At 42.6% G+C, this 19,763-nt stretch carries 10 protein-coding genes and 1 pseudogene; 10 read left to right on the top strand and 1 reads right to left on the bottom strand.

The genetic code is table 11. From position 1 onward, the window contains the following. Positions 1–304: 304 nt before the first annotated feature. Positions 305–1,648 carry a S41 family peptidase gene (locus tag C825_RS02380; RefSeq protein WP_009860573.1) on the bottom strand — a complete coding sequence of 448 codons (1,344 nt, stop codon included), beginning with the start codon at positions 1,646–1,648 and terminating at the stop codon, positions 305–307. A gap of 325 nt (positions 1,649–1,973) precedes the next feature. Between C825_RS02380 and C825_RS02375 the strand changes: the two genes are divergently transcribed. The 10 genes and pseudogenes from C825_RS02375 to galA all read left to right on the top strand — a co-directional run bounded on the left by C825_RS02375 (position 1,974) and on the right by galA (position 19,621). Continuing rightward, the gene (locus C825_RS02375; RefSeq protein WP_009860572.1) at positions 1,974–2,582 is read left to right on the top strand and encodes an HU family DNA-binding protein; all 609 of its coding nucleotides are present in this window, start codon (positions 1,974–1,976) and stop codon (positions 2,580–2,582) included. Beyond that, complete coding sequence (locus C825_RS02370) at positions 2,579–3,142, top strand: RNA polymerase sigma-70 factor (RefSeq protein WP_010801269.1); 564 nt, start codon at positions 2,579–2,581, stop codon at positions 3,140–3,142. Before C825_RS02375 ends, C825_RS02370 begins: the two co-directional genes overlap by 4 nt. Before the next feature lie 94 nt (positions 3,143–3,236). Then, on the top strand, positions 3,237–4,202 hold the full coding sequence (locus C825_RS02365; protein ID WP_010801268.1) for a FecR family protein: 966 nt from the start codon (positions 3,237–3,239) through the stop codon (positions 4,200–4,202). A 167-nt stretch (positions 4,203–4,369) separates the two neighbouring features. Next, positions 4,370–7,746: pseudogene (locus C825_RS02360) on the top strand (SusC/RagA family TonB-linked outer membrane protein). Between the two features lie 29 nt (positions 7,747–7,775). Then, positions 7,776–9,521 carry a RagB/SusD family nutrient uptake outer membrane protein gene (locus C825_RS02355; RefSeq protein ID WP_010801266.1) on the top strand — a complete coding sequence of 582 codons (1,746 nt, stop codon included), beginning with the start codon at positions 7,776–7,778 and terminating at the stop codon, positions 9,519–9,521. Positions 9,522–9,555: 34 nt separating this feature from the next. After that, complete coding sequence (locus C825_RS02350; protein ID WP_010801265.1) at positions 9,556–10,017, top strand: DUF5018-related domain-containing protein; 462 nt, start codon at positions 9,556–9,558, stop codon at positions 10,015–10,017. A gap of 26 nt (positions 10,018–10,043) precedes the next feature. Further along, positions 10,044–12,704 carry a beta-galactosidase gene (locus C825_RS02345; RefSeq protein WP_010801264.1) on the top strand — a complete coding sequence of 887 codons (2,661 nt, stop codon included), beginning with the start codon at positions 10,044–10,046 and terminating at the stop codon, positions 12,702–12,704. Between the two features lie 582 nt (positions 12,705–13,286). Beyond that, a complete protein-coding gene (locus tag C825_RS02340) occupies positions 13,287–15,701 on the top strand; it encodes a glycoside hydrolase family 95 protein (RefSeq protein WP_010801263.1) in 2,415 nt (804 codons plus the stop codon). A 121-nt stretch (positions 15,702–15,822) separates the two neighbouring features. After that, positions 15,823–16,770, top strand: coding sequence for an alkaline phosphatase family protein (locus C825_RS02335; protein WP_010801262.1), 948 nt, complete (start codon positions 15,823–15,825; stop codon positions 16,768–16,770). 16 nt (positions 16,771–16,786) lie between these two features. After that, the gene (gene galA / locus C825_RS02330) at positions 16,787–19,621 is read left to right on the top strand and encodes a beta-galactosidase GalA (protein WP_010801261.1); all 2,835 of its coding nucleotides are present in this window, start codon (positions 16,787–16,789) and stop codon (positions 19,619–19,621) included. Positions 19,622–19,763: the final 142 nt, after the last annotated feature.

Below are 19,763 nucleotides of genomic sequence, written 5' to 3'. Positions count from 1 at the left end.
GAACAAGTTAACAAAGCTCCATATCATCATCCTCTCCCGTATCTTAAAAACATCTAATATCTTGAAGCCCAATATTATACATTATTTAACTAACATAGTCCTAGCAGAACTCATGCCTAAAAAGAAAAAAGGATGAATAAACAAGAAAAAAATAACACCGCTTATGGCTAAGTTTGGTTCACATATTAAATTTTAGACTACAATATGAATGAATTTAACGTATTTTTAAATAATCTTATTATATTTTGTTATTTTTATACATAGTTCTGCTAGGACTGTGTCAAAATTCCGGATATATAATTAATCAAGATGCTGAAGAAATACTAAGCACCTTCTTATAATCCTCCACCCCCATCTCTTCCTTCAGCGGATATGAAATATCCGGACAGATATACCCATCCTCAAATAAAGTTTCCGGTTCATGAAAACCCTCTGTTGAAGGTACCTGATATATTATCTTCGAGTTAGGTAAAGTCCCTTTGATAACGTTTCCACAAATCGGATAATATTGACCTGCCTTTTCCCCTACTAATATGGCTGCATTCGACAATTTTATTGTCAAACAAAAATCAGCTCCGGCAGAATACGTTCTATTTCCCATAATCACAAAAACATTTCCATCATAACCGGATTCCCTGCCTGGCGTATATTCTTCCAGAAATGCAACACCCTTTTCCATAATAGGATTCCCAAATGTCTCCATCCAGTAATTCTTTTCTTCTTGATTCTCATTAAAGAACTTCTTGATTAGATCTGAATTGATGAATTCCTCCACCCCTGCTTTCTTACCCGTCATCCTTACTTTGGAAGTAAACGCATCTGCTTTTAAATGATTTATTATGACAGAATTATTACCATCCGATCCGCCTCCATTATGCGTGACATCTATAAACAACGTTTTTATCCCCTTACTTTTCAGTTCGTCAAAAAAGGTATCCACGTATTCCTTATAACGCTTCACATCTTCTTCGCCATAAATCATACAACTATTATAATAAAGAACCGCTATTGAATCTTCCGGATAAACTTTTGAAGAATAAGGCTGGGTATAAATAGGATTCTTCTTTACCCTACGGGTATCCACACAAATAAGCGTATCGCGAGTTCCATTCGCAGTCTTTAATACGCCGGTATAGGTCATTGTACTCTTATTTGCTGGAGACAATAACAAATTCAACAACAAATTCATATTCTCATTTCGGATTTTCGAAGGCTGGTCCCACGGAATCATAGAATCTACATCCAGGGCTGTATAAGAAGCGAAAGAATCTCTCACAGCCAATAAAGTATCATTCCCTAACAACATCAGATTTCCCTGAAATTCTACAGTCGGAAAATGATAGCGCCCCGGAGGAGAAAAGAAATCGAAAACCCCGACATGCCCATCCAGGAATTTACGGGTCTTCATCAACCTGAATCCAAAATCCTCTCTCGCCATAGGCTCAGAACAAGATTCTATCATCTCAGCCTCCAGCCTGACAAAAGTCAGCGAATCATAACGTTGATAGGGATCCGGATGAATATCCCTGATCATATGAAAATAGAACCGGATATCCTCTTTCATCTCAGCCGGACTTAACAACCCATCCTTATCAGAACATCCTATAAAGGATAACCACATCAAAATACTTATTATCAAGTTTCTCATAATAACACCGGATTTACAGTCATGTTTTGAATCTCATCAAATATAGGCATTAATTCTATAATCCGACAGTATATCTTATTAATTCATTTCATCGAAAGTTCCCCGAAGATAATCCCAATTACCCGCCGGGAATAAAAAATTACCTGCCGGACAGAGTGATTTTCCCGAGATATATTATACATTTGTACAAATCCTCTTTTCGTATCACAGTTGTGAAACAAAAGAAATCCATCTGTGAAACAAACGGAATCCAACTGTGATATGAAAGGAAGACAACTGTGATATGCAATACTAAACTGAAATTTACCTTTTTACAACGACTATTATGGGAGCAAAATATGCGTTATATGAGAATCCGAACCCCAAAGGCGACGGAAAGAAACAACCTTTACATGCCCGGATTGTACCCAGAGGAACGATCCATACACAGGAGATCGCAGAAGAGATAGCCGATAGTTGCGGCTATTCCACGGCCACCACCAAAGGAATGCTGGATGCGCTGGCCAAAGTTATTTCGAAAAATCTGCGGTACGGATATACCGTCGAGTTAGATGACCTGGGATCATTTTCCATCTCCCTGAAAAGTCGCCCGGTGATGGATAAAAAAGAAATACGTTCCTGGTCCGTAAATTTCGGGAATGTGCATTTCAAAGGGAGTAAAAAATTAAAAAATCGTTTGAAGTCTATAGACCTGGAAAGGGACTCCGATGCCTGTGCTACAAGCTATTCTCCTGAACAACGGAAAGGCCGTATGCTGATCGCATCGGAAGAAAAAGAGTTTTTCACTGCGGCACAATACATGCGGTTAAACGGATGTAACCGGTCCACAGCCGTGCGCGACCTGAAAGAGCTGATCGAAGACGGCAGAATAAAAAAGCTGGGATATGGAAAGGCTGTATTATATGTGCCCATTAATAAACAGGAAAAAATATGAATAACTTTTCAGGGACAGAGAAACATGCCTTTTCGAAAATATATCTGATATATTTTCCCAAATTGGTACGGTTCGCACGCGAATATGTTGTATCCATCGAAGATGCCGAAAACATCGTACAGGATATTTTCATGTATTTGTGGGAACACCGCGATATGCTGGAGTCCCTGACCAACCTCAACGCTTTCCTGTTCACACTGGCTAAAAACAGATGCATTGACTTTTATCGTCATCAAACATTTATAGACAGCAAAAAAGAATCACTAGACAGTTTACAGAACAGAGAACTGAAACTGAAGATGGAAGCCTTGATGCAATTCGATGAAAACATTTTTACCGAAAAAGAAATAGAAAATTTATTAGCCCAGGCAATTGAACACCTGCCGGAGAAATGCCGGCAGGTGTTCATTCTGAGCAGAATGAACGGATTAAAGCATGAGGAAATAGCCACGCAACTGAATATTTCTGTCCATACCGTACAAAATCACATCGTAACCGCTATACGTAAATTAAAGGTTGAATTGAAAGACTACCTCCCTCTCTTTATTTTCATTATCTAAAATCTTTTCCAAAAAAAATTTATTTTTTTCTGTTTCCGACTAGTAGATGGTCGGAAGTATTTCGTCATACTAATAGAAAGAGTAATAAAGTATCATGAACGAACAACTAGATAAATATTTCCTTGGGGAACTTTCAGACACAGAAAAGAAAGATCTCTTCGACCAGATAGAATCCAGTCCGGAAAAGAAAGCTGAATTTATCCGTATGCAAAATACGGTAACTATTTCAAAGCTGGGAGAACAGAATGGAGACGATAAATGGGCTTCACTCAAAATAGAAGAACTGGGAAGTCGCATCAACCGGAAACAGGCTCGCCGGCTTTATCTCAATCTGGCAAAATATGCCGCTGTCGTAGCCATCTTACTGATTAACATCTGGCTGCTTACCGACAAATTCATTCCGGAAGAAAAAGCACCGCTCTATACAAAGATAGAAGTCCCTAAAGGTCAACGTATCTTTATGACCCTGCAAGACGGTACGGAAGCCTGGTTAAGCCCCCGCTCCGTTATCAAAATACCGAATGAATTCAGCAAGGATGAACGTTCGGTTGAACTGGATGGTGAAGGATTTTTCTCGGTAACAAAAGATTCCAAACGCCCTTTTATCGTAAAAACACAACGTTACGATATAAAGGTACTCGGAACCCGCTTCAATGTATTTGCTTATTCAGAAAGCGAACGGTTTGAAACAAATCTGGTGAAAGGGAGTGTACAAGTCACAAACAACAGTAAGCCGGAGGAAAACATTATACTGAAACCCAACGAGATGGTATCCTTGTCGAATGGGAATCTGATAAAAACAGCCGCTTCATTCAACAACGAAGAATATCTGAAAAGCGGAATATTCTATTTCAGCAACAAGAAATTCTCGGAAATACTGGATTATCTCACGTTATGGTATAACGTAAAATTCGATGTGAAATCATCTGCCCGGATCGACCAGTATGTATCTGGTAAGTTCCGCCAGAGTGATGAAATTGAAAGGATCCTGAAAGCGTTACAAGGGGTGCATCATTTCCAGTATAAGATAATCAATAACGAAGAGATCGAAATATATTAAATACAACATATTCACCTAAAAATAGAATGCCTATGAAGTAAAGCCAGATCATTACACAGGAATGGTATAAAAAAGGGGCAAGTGTTACCAGCACTCACCCCAAGTCAATACCTTCCTTCTTTCATGTATTCCACAAACATTCAAAAACAGTATTAACTTTTAAAGCTATGAGCAAAGTTATGAAAAAAAACTTATTGCTATTGTTCAATTGTGTCAATTATATTGAATTAAAGCATACAATTCGTATTATGAAAATAACAACAGTTCTCACGTTAATTGCAATTTTCCAGCTTAGTGCAACCTCTTTGCATTCGCAAAATGCAAAAGTGAGCATCAGCAGGAATAATCTGCCACTCAAAGAATTTATCAATGAGATAGAAAGGCAGACCGATTATCTTTTCATGTACAGCGAAAAAGAGATCGACCTGCAGGAACAAATTCAGGTCAATGCAAAGAATAAGCCCGTCTCACAGGTATTGGAAGAGGCTTTCGACAACAGTCCAATCAAATATAATTTTAACGAAGGATATATTTCCCTGAGGAAAGCGGAAAAAGGTTCGATCAATCAGAATAAGAGAAAAATATCAGGAACCGTTAAAGATGCGACCGGCACTCCTGTTATCGGAGCCAATGTCGTAGTAAAAGGAACCACTATCGGTAATGTCACAGACATAGACGGTCGTTTCAATCTGGAGATTCCGGAAAACGCAACCCTGACAATTTCTTATATAGGTTATCTGACGCAAGAAATCGCTGTTGGAAACAGGTCTGATCTTTCTATCCAGTTAAAAGAAGATAGCGAGACATTGGATGAAGTTGTCGTAATTGGTTACGGAACCACTTCGGCTAAGAAAATGGTCTCTGCCGTTACAGCTGTAAAAGGCGAAAAACTGCAAGACCTGCCATTCCCGAACGTTGCATCCACCCTACAAGGACGGGCCTCAGGTGTTATCGTTCAGAACCAGGGAGGGGAACCGGGTAGCGAACCTAAAATATCCATCCGTGGTGGCGGCGATCCGCTATATGTTATCGACGGCATAATTACCACAGACTGGGAGTTCAAAACTTTAAATTCCGAGGATATAGAGAGTATCTCCATTTTAAAAGATGCAGCTTCACTGGCTGTTTACGGCTCACGGGCAGCAGATGGTATTGTTTTGGTTAAAACAAAAGAGGGCCGTAAGGGGAAAAGATCTATTGTCTACTCTTTCAACGCACAGTATAGTCAGCCGACCGTCTTACCGAAAAAACTGGATTCTTATACCTATGCAGACGTTCAAAACCAGGCAGCAATCTCGGACGGATATGGTGAATACCATCAATTCAGTAAAGAGGAAATGGATGCTATCAGAAACCAATCTGACCCATACTTATACCCGAATACGGATTGGTATTCTTTGGGATTAAACAATTTCGCTCCGGAATACAGACATTCTTTGTCTATGACAGGCAATCAGAAAGATATAAACTATTACCTGTCTTTAGGCTTATTCGACCAGGGTAGTTTATATACCTCTGATGCCCTGAATTATTCAAGATACAATCTCCGCAGTAATGTGAACACCACCTTTGATGAGATCGGACTAAAAGTATCTCTAAACATTAATGCAGCCATGGAGAAGAAAAAATATCCTTCATTTGCCGCTAATTCTATCTGGGATCACCTGAATGCGAAATCACCGCTGGATCTAGCTTATAATGAAGACGGAACTTTAAGTACGGTATCAGACAATCCGCTGATGGAAATGGACGAACGTTCCGGATATGATAAAAACGACGGAATGTATCTGAATACTCAATTTGTTGCAGACTGGGCATTACCCTGGGTAAAAGGGTTGTCACTCGGTACCATGCTTTACTATCGCGTAAATTCTAGCCATTTAAAAAAACTTTCGGCTCGTGCGCCTCAATATGGCAAAGATGGAACATTATTAGATGTAACAAAACCTTCATTAAAAGAAGAGGCTTATTTCGGCGAATCTTATCAGTTCGAACTAAGCGCTGCATTCTTACGGACGTTTGCCGATGTTCATTCAATCGATGCTAAATTCGTTTTCACTGCCGCAGAAAACACCGGTCATAATTTCTGGGCTTCACGCAGAGATTATCTTTCAACCACCGTCGATCAGCTGTTTGCCGGTTCCAGTACGACCATGCAAAATGCAGGAAACTCGGAAGAAGGCGGACGAATGGGATTGGTCGGACGTTTGAAATATGATTATGCAAACCGTTATTATATCGAAGGTAGCTTCCGCTACGACGGTTCGGATAACTTTGCTCCGGGACATCGCTGGGGATTCTTTCCGTCTGTCGCACTGGGATGGGATATTACAGAAGAACCTTTCTTCAAAAGCTGGAATCGGGGAAACATTGACCTGCTAAAGCTACGCGGATCCTACGGACAAATGGGAACAGAATCAGGAGTAAACAAGTTCGGTTATTTGTCAACTTATAACATGGTCGAAAATTCAATTTGTATCGGTGGAAATTTGCTATCCGGATTTAATGAAGGCGAATTGACTTCTCCCGAATTACTAAGTTGGTATACACGTAATTCGTTAAACTATGGTATTGATGTTGCATTCTTCAACTATCGTTTAAAAGGTTCTGCCGACTATTTCTATTATGTGACCAAAGGTGGTTTGGTAAGTCCGGCAGACCGTTACACTACTCCGCTGGGAACAAAGTTGCCACAGATCAAATCGAAGAATGAACATCGTCGTGAAGGTTTTGAGTTGTCTATGAGATGGGGTGACAATATCGGTTCGGATTTCCATTATGAAGTCGGAACAAACATGACCTATTATAACAATCTGTATGTGGTAAAGCAGGAAGAAGCTCTGTCTACCCTAATGAATCCGTATAAACGTAGCACACATCAAACAGACTATTATGATGTCATACTTATCGACAATGGTTTGTATCAATCCCCGGAACAAGTGTTGGGCGTCCCCCGCAGATTGTCTTCTTCTGAAACAAAGTTAGGTGACATTGTTTATCAGGATCTTAATGGCGATGGTAAAATCGATGCCGAAGATCAAGTCCGTTACGGAATGCCTACCGCTCCTCATTTTACCTATGGTGTGGATTTTGCCTTCTCTTATAAAGGATTTTCTCTTTCCGGTCTGTTTTATGGGACAGGTAAACGCAATATGGAGTTTGGGGTCAATAACAAAAAAGACGAATCTGTCCACGTGAAAAACGAATATCAGTTAGATTACTGGAGAGAGGACAACAGAGATGCAACCTTCCCGAGAAAATCATTATCCTCAAGTGTAAACGGAGGAAACAACCAGGAAAAATCCAGCTTTTGGGTAAAGAATGCATCTTTCTTGCGTTTAAAGAACTTATCACTTGCTTACGACTTCAAATATAAGTTGTTGAAAAATGCCAACTGGCTCAGCATGTGTAAAGTGAATGTAACCGGGCCAACCTATTCACAATATCGGGAGTTTCAGACTATTTCGATCCGGAAACGACTTCTACGAACGGGGGGTACCCGGTACAACGTGTTTATTCAGTTGGTGTAACAGTCGGATTTTAATAATGGTATAACAATTGAATTTTAATAATATGAAAAATATAAGTATCAAAACAATATCATTGGCATTGGTAATGGGATGTACAGCTTGCAGCGACGTTCTGGATAAAGGCCCGTTAGACAAATTTTCGGAAAATGATGTATGGGAAAGTGCAGAACTGGCACAGGCTTTCTTATATCCTTCGCTGAGTTATGCTACCGGACAATTAGTCTGGAATGATAAATGGACAGATAATGATGTTATCCAGGATGATGGAGGCGCTTCCAATGTGAATAAAGAACAGATCGACCGCTACTACGATGTAGGATGGAATCCTTATCCAGGTGGAGATAGTAAAAAAGCTGGGGAAGTTTATGCAAACATCCGAAAATGCAATCTTCTGCTTCAGAAAATGGAAGAAAACACTTCCTTTTTGGAACAGGAAAAAAGTTATCTGATCGCACAGGCCAAAATGCAACGTGCCATGATTTATTTCAGCCGTGCCCGTTTATTCGGGAAACTGATGATTGTAGACCGCGTACTCGATCCGGAGGAAAAGATGGAATTACCTAGAACGGAGACGATCAAAGATACCTACGATTTTATTCTAAAAGATTTGCAGGATGCAGTCGTCAACCTACCTGTTTCCATAAAAAGCTCTGAAACTGGTATGCTGACTCAAGGGGCAGCCTATGCACTAATGGCAGAAGTAGCACTTCACGGCGCTGCCTATATCGAATCGGGACAGGATGAATACTATAACATTGCAAAGAAAGCCAGCGAAGACCTTTTCGCTCTCGGACAATATAGTCTGGATACCGATTACGAGAAGATGTTCAACGAATTCGATTATGCGTTAAGTTCCAAAGAAATTATCCTGGCACAGTTCAGACATGAGAACAACACAAAATTCGGAGATACATGGATGCAGTATCTTGTTCCAAACGTTAACAACGATAAACTGAAAGACATCGCTAACCCTAAACTAAATGATAGCTTTGAAGGTTGGATCGGAATGTTCCCTTCTGTCGATTTGGTCAACGACTACGAAGTCAAAGATGTAGACGGAACGGCCAAAGACTGGGATCAAAGCAGTTTCTATAAGGCTTATCAACAGAACGGTGGCTATGTCTCAACTGCCATTTATCAGAACCGTGACAATCGCTTCTATGCGACTGTCGTGCAGGATTCGAGCCGATATTTCAACAGCCTCGTAACTATGCGTACCAAAGGGAATATGCATTGGGACAGTAAAGCAGGTGGCGATTGGGGAATGGCCCTGAGCGGCTATCTTTACCGCAAAGGTGTATATACGGCAAAACCGCTATTAAATTCAGATCCGACTTACTATCATTATATAGTTCTGCGCCTGGGACGTTCTTATCTGAATTATGCGGAAGTAATGTTGCGTCAAGGCAATATCAGCACGGCAATCGAATATATCAATAAAACCCGTACCGTGCACGGCGGAATGCCTGAGTTGCCATTGAATCTCTCTTCTGATGCGGCCTGGAAAGCCTATAAACGCGAACGTCGCATCGACCTTGTGCATGAAGGTGACAGGTACTGGAGTTTATTACGATGGGGAAAAGCCGATGGAAAAGACAAAGTGGAAGAGTTGACAAAAGTACATCATTCTATCAGTATTTCCGAAGACGGAAAAAGTTTTGAAATCATACCTTTGCCTTACCAAACTTCTTTCAACGAACGTGTCTTTACAAAGAAAAGATATTTGTTCCCTGTTCCGGAAGGCGAAAGAGTAAACAACCCGTCTCTCGATCAAAACGAAGGTTGGTAACCGATTATAAATGTCTTATAAAAATAACAAGAAAATGAAAGCACTGTATAATTATTTAGTTCTACTTTTATTGATTGCGCTGAACACATCTTGTCTGAAAGCCGGTTTGGATGATCTGGAAACGTACAACCAGAATGACATCACAAATGTCCGTTTCGAATACAGATGGTGGGATGAAAGTGGTCAAAGACTGCGTGTAATGGAAATGACTACGGAGAAAACGATTGATAATAAAGCAAAAGAAATCGTTTGTACGATCAAAGTGCCTGAAGCCACACAGACATTTACAACTGAAATCAGAAATCAGGTTTCATTAAGTACATTAGCGATCAACGTTGACGCATCGACCTCCGCCCGCATTAGCCCGGTAGGTAATGCTCCCGCAATGGGGATTTTCCCGTCAGACTTTTCCGCAAAGGAATTTGTATATAAAGTAACGGCAGGAAACGGGGACGATGCTAACTGGACGATCAGGATCACTGACTTAAATAAGTAGTACGCACATAAAAATACGACTTATAAATGAGAAAAGAAATTCTATTATCTGCGCTACTCTTTGCCGCGGGAAGTATCTTTGCCCAGTACAAAATAGATTTGGGTAAAGTAACTCCTCCCACTGTGAAATACCTCCAACTGGGCCATTTCGGCCCAGTTGGAAAAGAAATCCGCATTAATAACCTGTATCTGGAAGAAGGTGGCATTCCTCAACTCCCCGTAATGGGAGAAATTCATTATAACCGGATGGATTCGAGATACTGGCGCGATGCCTTATTGAAAATGAAAGCATCCGGCATTGACATTGTGGCCACTTATTGTATCTGGTCGCTGCACGAGGAATTTGAAGGTGAACTATCCTGGGAAGGTCATCTCAATCTCCGCCGTTTTATCGAATTGTGCAAGGAACTGGACATGAAAGTGCACTTGCGTTTCGGTCCTTACTGTAATGCGGAAATCAAAAACGGAGGATTACCTGACTGGATCGTCAATAATAAAAATCTGATAACCCGCTCAAACGATCCTTTGTATCTCGAATATACACGGCGTTGGTATCAGGCTGTATACGACCAGGTAAAAGGATTATTATGGAAAGACGGAGGCCCCGTCATGGCTCTTCAACTGGAAAACGAATACGTACGCCCGGGAATGATCGTCTCGCATCTTCTCAACCTGAAAAAGATGGCAGTAGAAATAGGATTCGATGTTCCTCTTTATTCGATGACCCACTGGATGGACAGCGAGTATCCGAAAGGGGAAATCGTGCCCTATGCCGGGTTCTATATCGAGGCTCCATGGACTGCATCTGGAAAGGATGAAATACCGACATCCAACTTTGAGTTTTTCACTTACAACCGTCTTTCTGACAATATTGGTACCGATATTATCAAGATCGAAGGAGATGTAGAATCTTTAAGCGGAGAAAATAATGACTCCCCTTTCTTCACCTGTGAAATAGGCGTTGGAACCACAGCATTCTACCAACGTCGTGCCGTCGTACCGGAAGAAATGGCGGGAGAAAACATCAATCTACGCTTGGGGTGCGGAGCCAATATGATGGGATATTATATGTACACCGGTGGTACTAATCCTGTCGGGAAAATAAGTACATACCAATCATCCGGTCCTCGCATCAGTTACGACTACCAGGCCCCCATCCGTGAATTCGGAACTTTGGGTACAGTCATGCAGGAAACGAAGAAATATAACTATTTCATGAATGATTTCGGAACAGCGCTGGCTCCGGCTGTCGCTTACCTGCCTACCACTAACCAGGATAGAGACAACTTGCAATGGGCCGTCCGGTTAAACGGGAATACCGGTTATCTATTCTGTTCCAATTATTTATACAAACATAGCCGGAAAGACTATAAAAATGTCCAGTTCTCCATAAAGCTGAAAGACGAGACTATCCGTATACCACGCCAGAAAGTAACGGTGAAAAACGGAACTTACTTTCTCTGGCCGTTCAATCAGGAACTAAGTAATGTACTGTTGAAATATTCAACAACCCAACCTGTTTGTTCCTTAAAAGAAGGCAACAACCATACCTATTTCTTCTTTGAAGACGATGCCATACCGGGAGAATATTTAATTGAAAATAAAGACATCCGGAATATCGAAGTAAAGAATGGCTCTTACCGGAAAGAGAAAGACAGGTATTTCGTCAACCAACTGACCCCGGGGAAAGAATGTATCATAAAGATTACAAAAGAAAATGGTTCCACAGTACGCTTTGTCACGCTGACTGAAGAAGAATCGGATCATATCTGGAAAGGTACGATAAAAGGTAAAAAGTTTGTTGCTATTACTAATTCCTCATTAATCTACGATAACGATAAGATCACTCTGATTGACGATCAACCGTCAACAGAGATATGGACATATGAGGACGGTAATTTCAAGCAACAAACATTCCAAAGCAGCGCGCATAATCTGCAAGCAGAATTCCGTCCGATCACTCCGATGGAAAAAAGCCTGTGGATACGTCCAACAGAAGGTAATATAGCAAAACGTCAGTTCTCTTTGAACACATTCTCAAAAGTAGAACGTGCCTATTTACGTTATGTATCATCCGATCCAATCAGTTGTATGATCAACGGAAAAGAAACAAAAACGACATCTATGGGCAGTTATTCCTATGCTAATGTAACCGACTTCATTCAAAACGGCAACAATACGATCGAATTTAATCTTTCTAATAGAAAAGAGATCACTGCGGAAATAGAAGTTCTTTTGAAGAATGGTAAACGTATCCTCTGGAATACAGATGCAACCTGGTTATCGGCAGACAACAAACCTGTTGCAACAACTACCGGAAAGAACAAGCCTTCCGCCTTTGCTCCTGAAGAACATATAGGCCTTTATGAAGTAAAAGCTCCGGCTGCGACTTGTGGCAACGAGGAAACACGTATGTATATTTCTTATAAAGGAGATGTAGCCAACGCTTACCTGAACGGAAATCTGATCGGCGACTCCTTCTATGATGGCACAGAGTGGATTCTCAGCTTAAGCCGCCTGAAAGAATCTATCGATACCAATCCGATGGTGATACGTATCGACGGGCTGAAATCGGCTGATGTTCCTATTTATTTCGAGAAAAATGTCGTTCCGGCAGATTGTGTCGTTCCGACTATTTCCGATATACTGGTAAAACAGGAATATCGATTCGAACTAAATAATCAATAAATCATAGATATCTATAACTGCTCTCCCGTAAAGAACAAAGTAAAAAGAATTCTGTAAGTACCACCATACCTCGCGATACTTACAGAATTCTTTACTTTTGTTCCTAAATCTCCAACAATATTTCGAAGAAGTTCCATTTTAATAAAACATTGAATATACACCAAAAAAAACAAAAATCGAAGTTGTCGTAACAATCGAGTCGAATGGAAAGCAACATTCCAGAGCTTGGGTTTTACCCGATGCTATATCCTTCCTGGTTGCCAATTATTCTGATGCAGGTAATGAGTTCTACTTTAATTACGACTCCAACAGGACAAGATATCTGGATTCATATATCGCCGAAGACGGAGACGTAGCCGGATGGATACAGCTTAATTTCAACTAGCACTCTATACAATAATAAAACAACTATCATTATCCTGATAATATCGAATTATGCAAAGTATTCATCTCATTTTATCAACTATAATAGAAGTCTGTTCCTTAATTTTACACAGTCTTTATTTTACTTTCTCCGTACAGAAGTAATATTAAAGACTGTGAAGAAATTCCACCGATTATATTTATAAGAACTTATAAGTCATGAAAAAACAAATTAGAAGCATAGTTTCTGTTATAGGCCTCTTTTCTTTATGTTTTACCGCCTGTTCCGTGGAACATAAAGAAGTACCATTAACATTATGGTACAATACTCCCGCCGACGCAACCGCCACGGATAATCCAAATAAAGGATATGACGATGATGCAGAGTGGCTGAAAGCCTTACCTTTAGGAAACGGTTCACTCGGTGCTATGGTCTTTGGAGATGTACACAAAGAACGTATCCAACTAAATGAAGAGACCATGTGGTCAGGAAGCATACAGGATAGCGACAATCTGGAAGCGGCCAAACATATAGAAGAAATCAAACAACTATTGTTTGACGGTAAATATAAAGAAGCCACAGACCTGACAAACCGTACACAAATATGTACCGGAAAAGGTTCCGGGCACGGACAAGGCAGCAACGCCCCTTTCGGATGTTATCAAACGATGGGCGACTTGTGGATCGACTTCGATAATAAATCGCCCTACACCGATTATCGCAGGGAACTGAATCTGGACGATGCGACAGCCAGGGTTTCCTACAAACAAGGAGATGTAAATTTCAAACGTGAAATCTTTATCAGCCACCCGGATCAGTCCATGGTCATGAGAATATCTGCGGATAAAAAGCAGCAACTCTCTTTTACTTGCCAGATGAACCGGCCGGAACGTTACTCTACCTATACGGAAAACGAGCAACTGATCATGGCCGGGGCACTTTCGGACGGTAAAGGAGGTGACGGACTTCAATACATGACAAGGTTAAAAGCTGTACCGATGAATGGCTCCGTCACGTATTCTGATTCTACTTTGACAGTGAAAGATGCGGATGAAGTTCTTCTGTTTTTAACCGCATCGACAGATTATAAGCTGGAATATCCCATCTACAAAGGACGGGATTTCAGCAGTATTACCGAAGTTTCTTTAAATAAAGCCATAAACAAATCTTACAATCAGCTTTATGAAACACATGTAAAAGAATATACCGGCTATTTCCAAAGAGCAAATCTGCAACTGACAAATACGCCTGATACGATCCCTACCGACATTAAGGTTATGAATGCCCGAAAAGGCATGATAGACCCTCACCTATATGAACAAATGTTCCAATATGGCCGTTACCTCCTGATCTCGTCGTCGCGACCGGGTACTATGCCCGCCAACCTGCAAGGTATCTGGGCAAACAAGCTTCAGACCGCCTGGAACGGCGATTATCATACCGACGTCAATATCGAAATGAACTACTGGCCTGCGGAAGTAACCAACCTGTCGGAAATGCATCTGCCAATGTTCGACCTGATTGCTTCGCTAGTTGAACCAGGGAGCAAGACCGCACAAATCCAATACAATAAGAAGGGCTGGGTAGTACACCCTATCACGAACGTATGGGGATATACCTCTCCGGGCGAAGCAGCTTCCTGGGGTATGCACACCGGTGCTCCGGCATGGATTTGCCAACATATCGGTGAACACTATCGGTTTACAGGCGATAAAGACTTTTTACGCAAAACATATCCTGTACTGAAAGGAGCTATCGAGTTTTATATGGATTGGCTGACAGAGAACCCGAAAACAAAAGAACTAGTTTCCGGTCCTGCTGTTTCTCCGGAAAATACGTTTGTCGCTCCCGATGGCAGCCATAGCCAGATCAGCATGGGACCGGCACACGACCAGCAAACTATCTGGCAACTGTTTGACGACTTCGCCATGATATCCAGCGAATTATCCATCGACGATGATTTTACACGCCAGGTTGCTGATGCAAAAGATCGTTTGGCCGATACGAAAATTGGTTCTGACGGACGCATCATGGAATGGGCCGACGAGTTCCCTGAAGTTGAACCTGGTCACCGTCATATCTCCCACCTGTTCGCCATCCATCCGGGATCGCAGATCAATATGCTGCAAACTCCCGACCTGATCGAGGCTGCCAACAAATCGCTGGACTACCGCATCCAGCATCGCAGAGGCTATGTCGGTTGGAGTTCGGCATGGGCCATCAGCCAATATGCCCGCTTGCATCAGGCCGAAAAAGCGAAAGAGAATCTGGACGATGTCATGAAGAAATGCATCAACCCGAACCTCTTCACAATATGTCCTCCTTTCCAGATCGACGCTAACTTCGGAACAACGGCAGGGATAGCCGAAATGTTGTTACAGAGTCATGTGTACGATCAGGGAGGTTATATCATTCAATTACTTCCCTCCCTTCCTGCCGATTGGAAAAAAGGAGAATTCTCAGGCTTAAAAGCCCGGGGAGGATTTGAAGTGGCGGTAAAATGGGAAAACGGACAAATAGTCGATGCTTCCGTTAAATCGCTACAGGGGAATAAATTCCGTATCTGGTATAACGGTAATTATTTGCAGGCAAACGGTTTGAAAAAAGGGGAAATCTGGAAATGGAATAAATAGTTACTGAAAGCGCAAACCTTTGCGTACTTTTTACGAAAAGAATCAGTCTTCAAAATAACATTTTCCACTACCTTTGAAGACTGATCTTCTTACTTATACTTATAAACACAGCATGGAAAATATGAAAAACTCAAGAAGAAACTTCTTCAAAAAAGGACTGGCGGGAGCTGTCGCATTAGGAACTGCCTCCATTACCCAACCTGTATCGGCAGTTACTGCCAAAGTAAATGCGCCTACTGCAAAACGTATTGTTTTAATATCACTCGACGGAATCTGTGTAGACGGATACCTGAAGGCAAAAACTCCGAATCTGGATGCCTTGATGGCCGAAGGTTCACTCTCGCTGGATACACGTGTGGTCATGCCTTCGGTGACATTGCCTAACTGGACCAGCCATCTTTGCGGAAGCGGCCCCGAACAGCATGGTGTAGTCGATAATAGCTGGGAAATCTCCAAATTCGTATTACCTGCGATTGAAACAGATAGCAAAGGATATTACCCTTCCGTATTCAAAGTGTTGAAAGAGGCACTTCCACAGGCAAAAACAGCTTTCTATTACAATTGGATCAACCTGTTCTACCCATACAATAAACAGTATCTGGATGAAGTCAGCTACCTGGAAGAAGATGCCTACGTGCCGAACTACGAGAAAGCGCTTTCTTTTCTGATGGAGAACCGGAAAAACCCGACACTGGTATTCCTCTATTCCGTACATACCGACCATGCCGGACACAAACATAAATGGATGTCTCCGGAATACATACAATCCATTGAGGAAGCCGATGTAGAGATCGGAAAGTTCATCGAGAAGATGAAACAGGAAGGATTATACAAAGATACTCACTTCATGTTCCTGACAGATCATGGCGGCATTAACTACGGACATGGCGGAGTGAGTACGGATGAAATGATCGTCCCCTGGGGGATCGCCGGACCAGGAATAAAGAAAAGATTCAAGATCACGGAAACCAATAACACGGTGAACACAGCAGCTATCATCCTGCACCTGTTCAAGGTTAAACAACCCTTATCCTGGACAGGTGAAGTGATCGAAACAATATTCAAATAATTCTATAATAAATGCTATGACAACACTCAAAAGTCTTCTACTTCTTTTGTGTATCAGTTTTTCTTTACAGGTGTATGCACAGGAAAAAGCAACCGTCCGGGAAACTCTGTCTCTGGACAAAGGATGGAGTTTTCATAAGGGAGATATCCCCTATCCGGTCATTAAAGGACATAACGCGACTTACCGGAACGCTAAAGCCGGATACGTGAGTGGAGCCGCCTCCCCGAACTACGATGATTCCTCCTGGCGTATCGTAGACATCCCCCATGACTGGGCGATCGAAGGACGGGTAAACCCGGAAGCCAACCTTTCGCAGGGTTACTACGACCGCGGTTTCGGCTGGTACCGCCGTAAATTCAAACTGTCTCCCGAAGATAAAGGGAAGCACCTGGAATTACAGTTCGACGGTATTGCCACACATGCCACGATCTGGGTTAACGGAACCGTACTGCATCGCAACTGGTGCGGTTATACATCCATGTATATCGATATCACGCCGTATGCAACATATGGTGACGATGTGAATACCATTGCCGTACGTGTAGATGCAGAAGCCCAGGAAGGCTGGTGGTATGAAGGAGCAGGAATTTACCGCCACACCTGGCTGGTAAAACGCTCGCCGCTGCATATTATCACAGATGGTGTCTTTGCCAATCCTGTAAAGAAGACCGAAAGCCAGTGGGAAATACCTGTAGAGGTTTCCTTATATAACTCAGGTAAACTACCTGCCAATAGTGAAGTAGAAGTTTCTTTGTTTGCCCCGGATGGCAAATCGATCACGACACAAACCCAGAAACTCTCTGTCGGAGCATTGGGAGAAGGGATCGCAAACTTATCAATGACAGTTTCAACCCCTCAACTTTGGTCACCGGACAGCCCCGCTCTTTATACAGTCAAAACCGTTGTAAAGCAAAACGGCATTGTAACGGACGAAGCCGAAACCAAATGTGGTTTCCGCACGATCCGTTTCGATAATAACACCGGTTTCTGGCTGAACGGAGAGAATATCAAGATAAAAGGCGTTTGTAACCATCAGGATCATGCCGGTGTGGGTGTCGCCGTTCCGGATGCTTTGTGGGAATTCCGCCTGCGCAAACTAAAAGAGATGGGAGTCAATGCCTATCGTGTTGCTCATAATCCGGTTGCCAAAGAATTTATGGCTGCTTGCGACAGCATGGGTATCATGGTACTGGATGAAAACAGATTGTTCAACACTTCACCCGAATATGTTCGTCAACTGGAGTGGCAAGTACGCCGCGACCGTAACTGTCCGAGCGTAATCCTCTGGTCCGTTTTCAACGAAGAACCGATGCAGGGCACGGAAAACGGGGTTGAAATGGTTCGCCGCATGTACGACGTAGTGAAGAAGATGGACCCGACACGCCCTATAACAGCTGCGATGAACGGAGGATTCTTCTCTGAATATAATGTATCGCAGGCGGTAGATGTCGGAGGATTCAATTATCAGATCGAAAGTTACGACCGTTTCCACGAAGAAAACCCGGACCTGCCTCTGACCAGTTCAGAAGATGGTTCCGCCTTTATGATCCGGGGTGAATATGTAACAGACAGGTCGAAAAACCTGATGGATTCATACGATACACAATGTGCGGACTGGGGAGCTACCCACCGCAGAGCCTGGAAAGCCGTGGCTGAACGCCCCTGGATGGCAGGGTGCTTCTACTGGACCGGATTCGATTATCATGGCGAACCGACTCCGCATCGCTGGCCTACAGTCAGCTCTTTCTTCGGTATCATGGATTTATGCGGATTCCCCAAAATGGCTTATTACCTGCATCAGGCACAATGGGTAAAGGATAAAGATGTCTTGGAACTGGTGCCTCACTGGAACTGGCCTGCCGACTCCATCGGAAAGCCTATCAAAGTAATGGCATTGAGCAACGCAGATAAAGTAAAGTTATTACTGAACGGCAAAGTAATATCCGAACAAGTGGTAGATCCGTACGAAATGAATACTTGGTCTGTTCCTTATAAACCTGGCAAGCTGGAAGCCATCGGCTACAAGAACGGAAAGATCGTCTCACGTACCAAAGTAGAGACAACTAAAGACCCCGTCCAGGTTCGCCTGACGCCTGACCGTAACAGCCTGGCAGGTGATGGCCGGGACGCTATGCCGATAACCGTGGAGGTTGTAGACTCCAAAGGTCGTCACGTACCGACAGCCAATAACATGATGGAACTCACCCTGACAGGCCCTGCCGAAATCATCGGTGTAGGAAACGGTAATCCGAACTGTCACGAGCCGGAAAAGGGAAATAAACGTAGTCTGTTCTACGGACTGGCACAGGTCATCATACAGAGCAAAGAAGGTTCGGGTCCAATCACCCTGACAGCCTCTACTCCGGGATTAAAACCGGCTACGATCACGATCAATGCTGAGCAGGTACCCCCTATCCCCTCCATTGCGGCAGAAAATCCACCGATGTTACTGAATAGATGGGTAGCTTCTCCCCTTTCCACCGAGAAACCCGACGCCACCCGTCAGATAGCCGATAATGATATGAACAGTTGGCAACCCGTTTCAGGCGGCAACCTGATCAAACTGGAGAATGCCAATTTCGTTATTTTACGTGCGACATTCAATCCTTACCAGGCTCATCGGGAAGAAGGCGGAAGTATCCTCTTCAAACAACTGACAGGAAAAGCCGAAATCTGGCTCAACGGTCAACTGATCGGTTCAAAAACGACAGATAAGCAAGAAGACTTCACCGTTGAATTCCCTGCCGCAAAAGAGAGATGTGACCTGCGCGTTCTGCTGAACGGCACGACAGGCGAAGCCGTCGGTCTAAAAGGAAACGTGACGGTACGTACCAAACGAATGATTCCGTAATCAAGATCATCCAGGTTACGCCCGATAGTTCCGGAATTGATCATGACAGAGGAGGACGATCGCCATATGGCCGTGCGTATCCATCCACAATCAAAATATCTTATGTTACGTCAGAAAATGTACATCTGGTATTCTTGGGTAA

It is taken from the genome of Parabacteroides sp. ASF519, assembly GCF_000364265.2.
Classification (GTDB): domain Bacteria; phylum Bacteroidota; class Bacteroidia; order Bacteroidales; family Tannerellaceae; genus Parabacteroides; species Parabacteroides goldsteinii.
The sequence above is the reverse complement of the archived record's forward strand: the minus strand, read 5'-3'. Positions and strand labels throughout refer to the sequence as shown.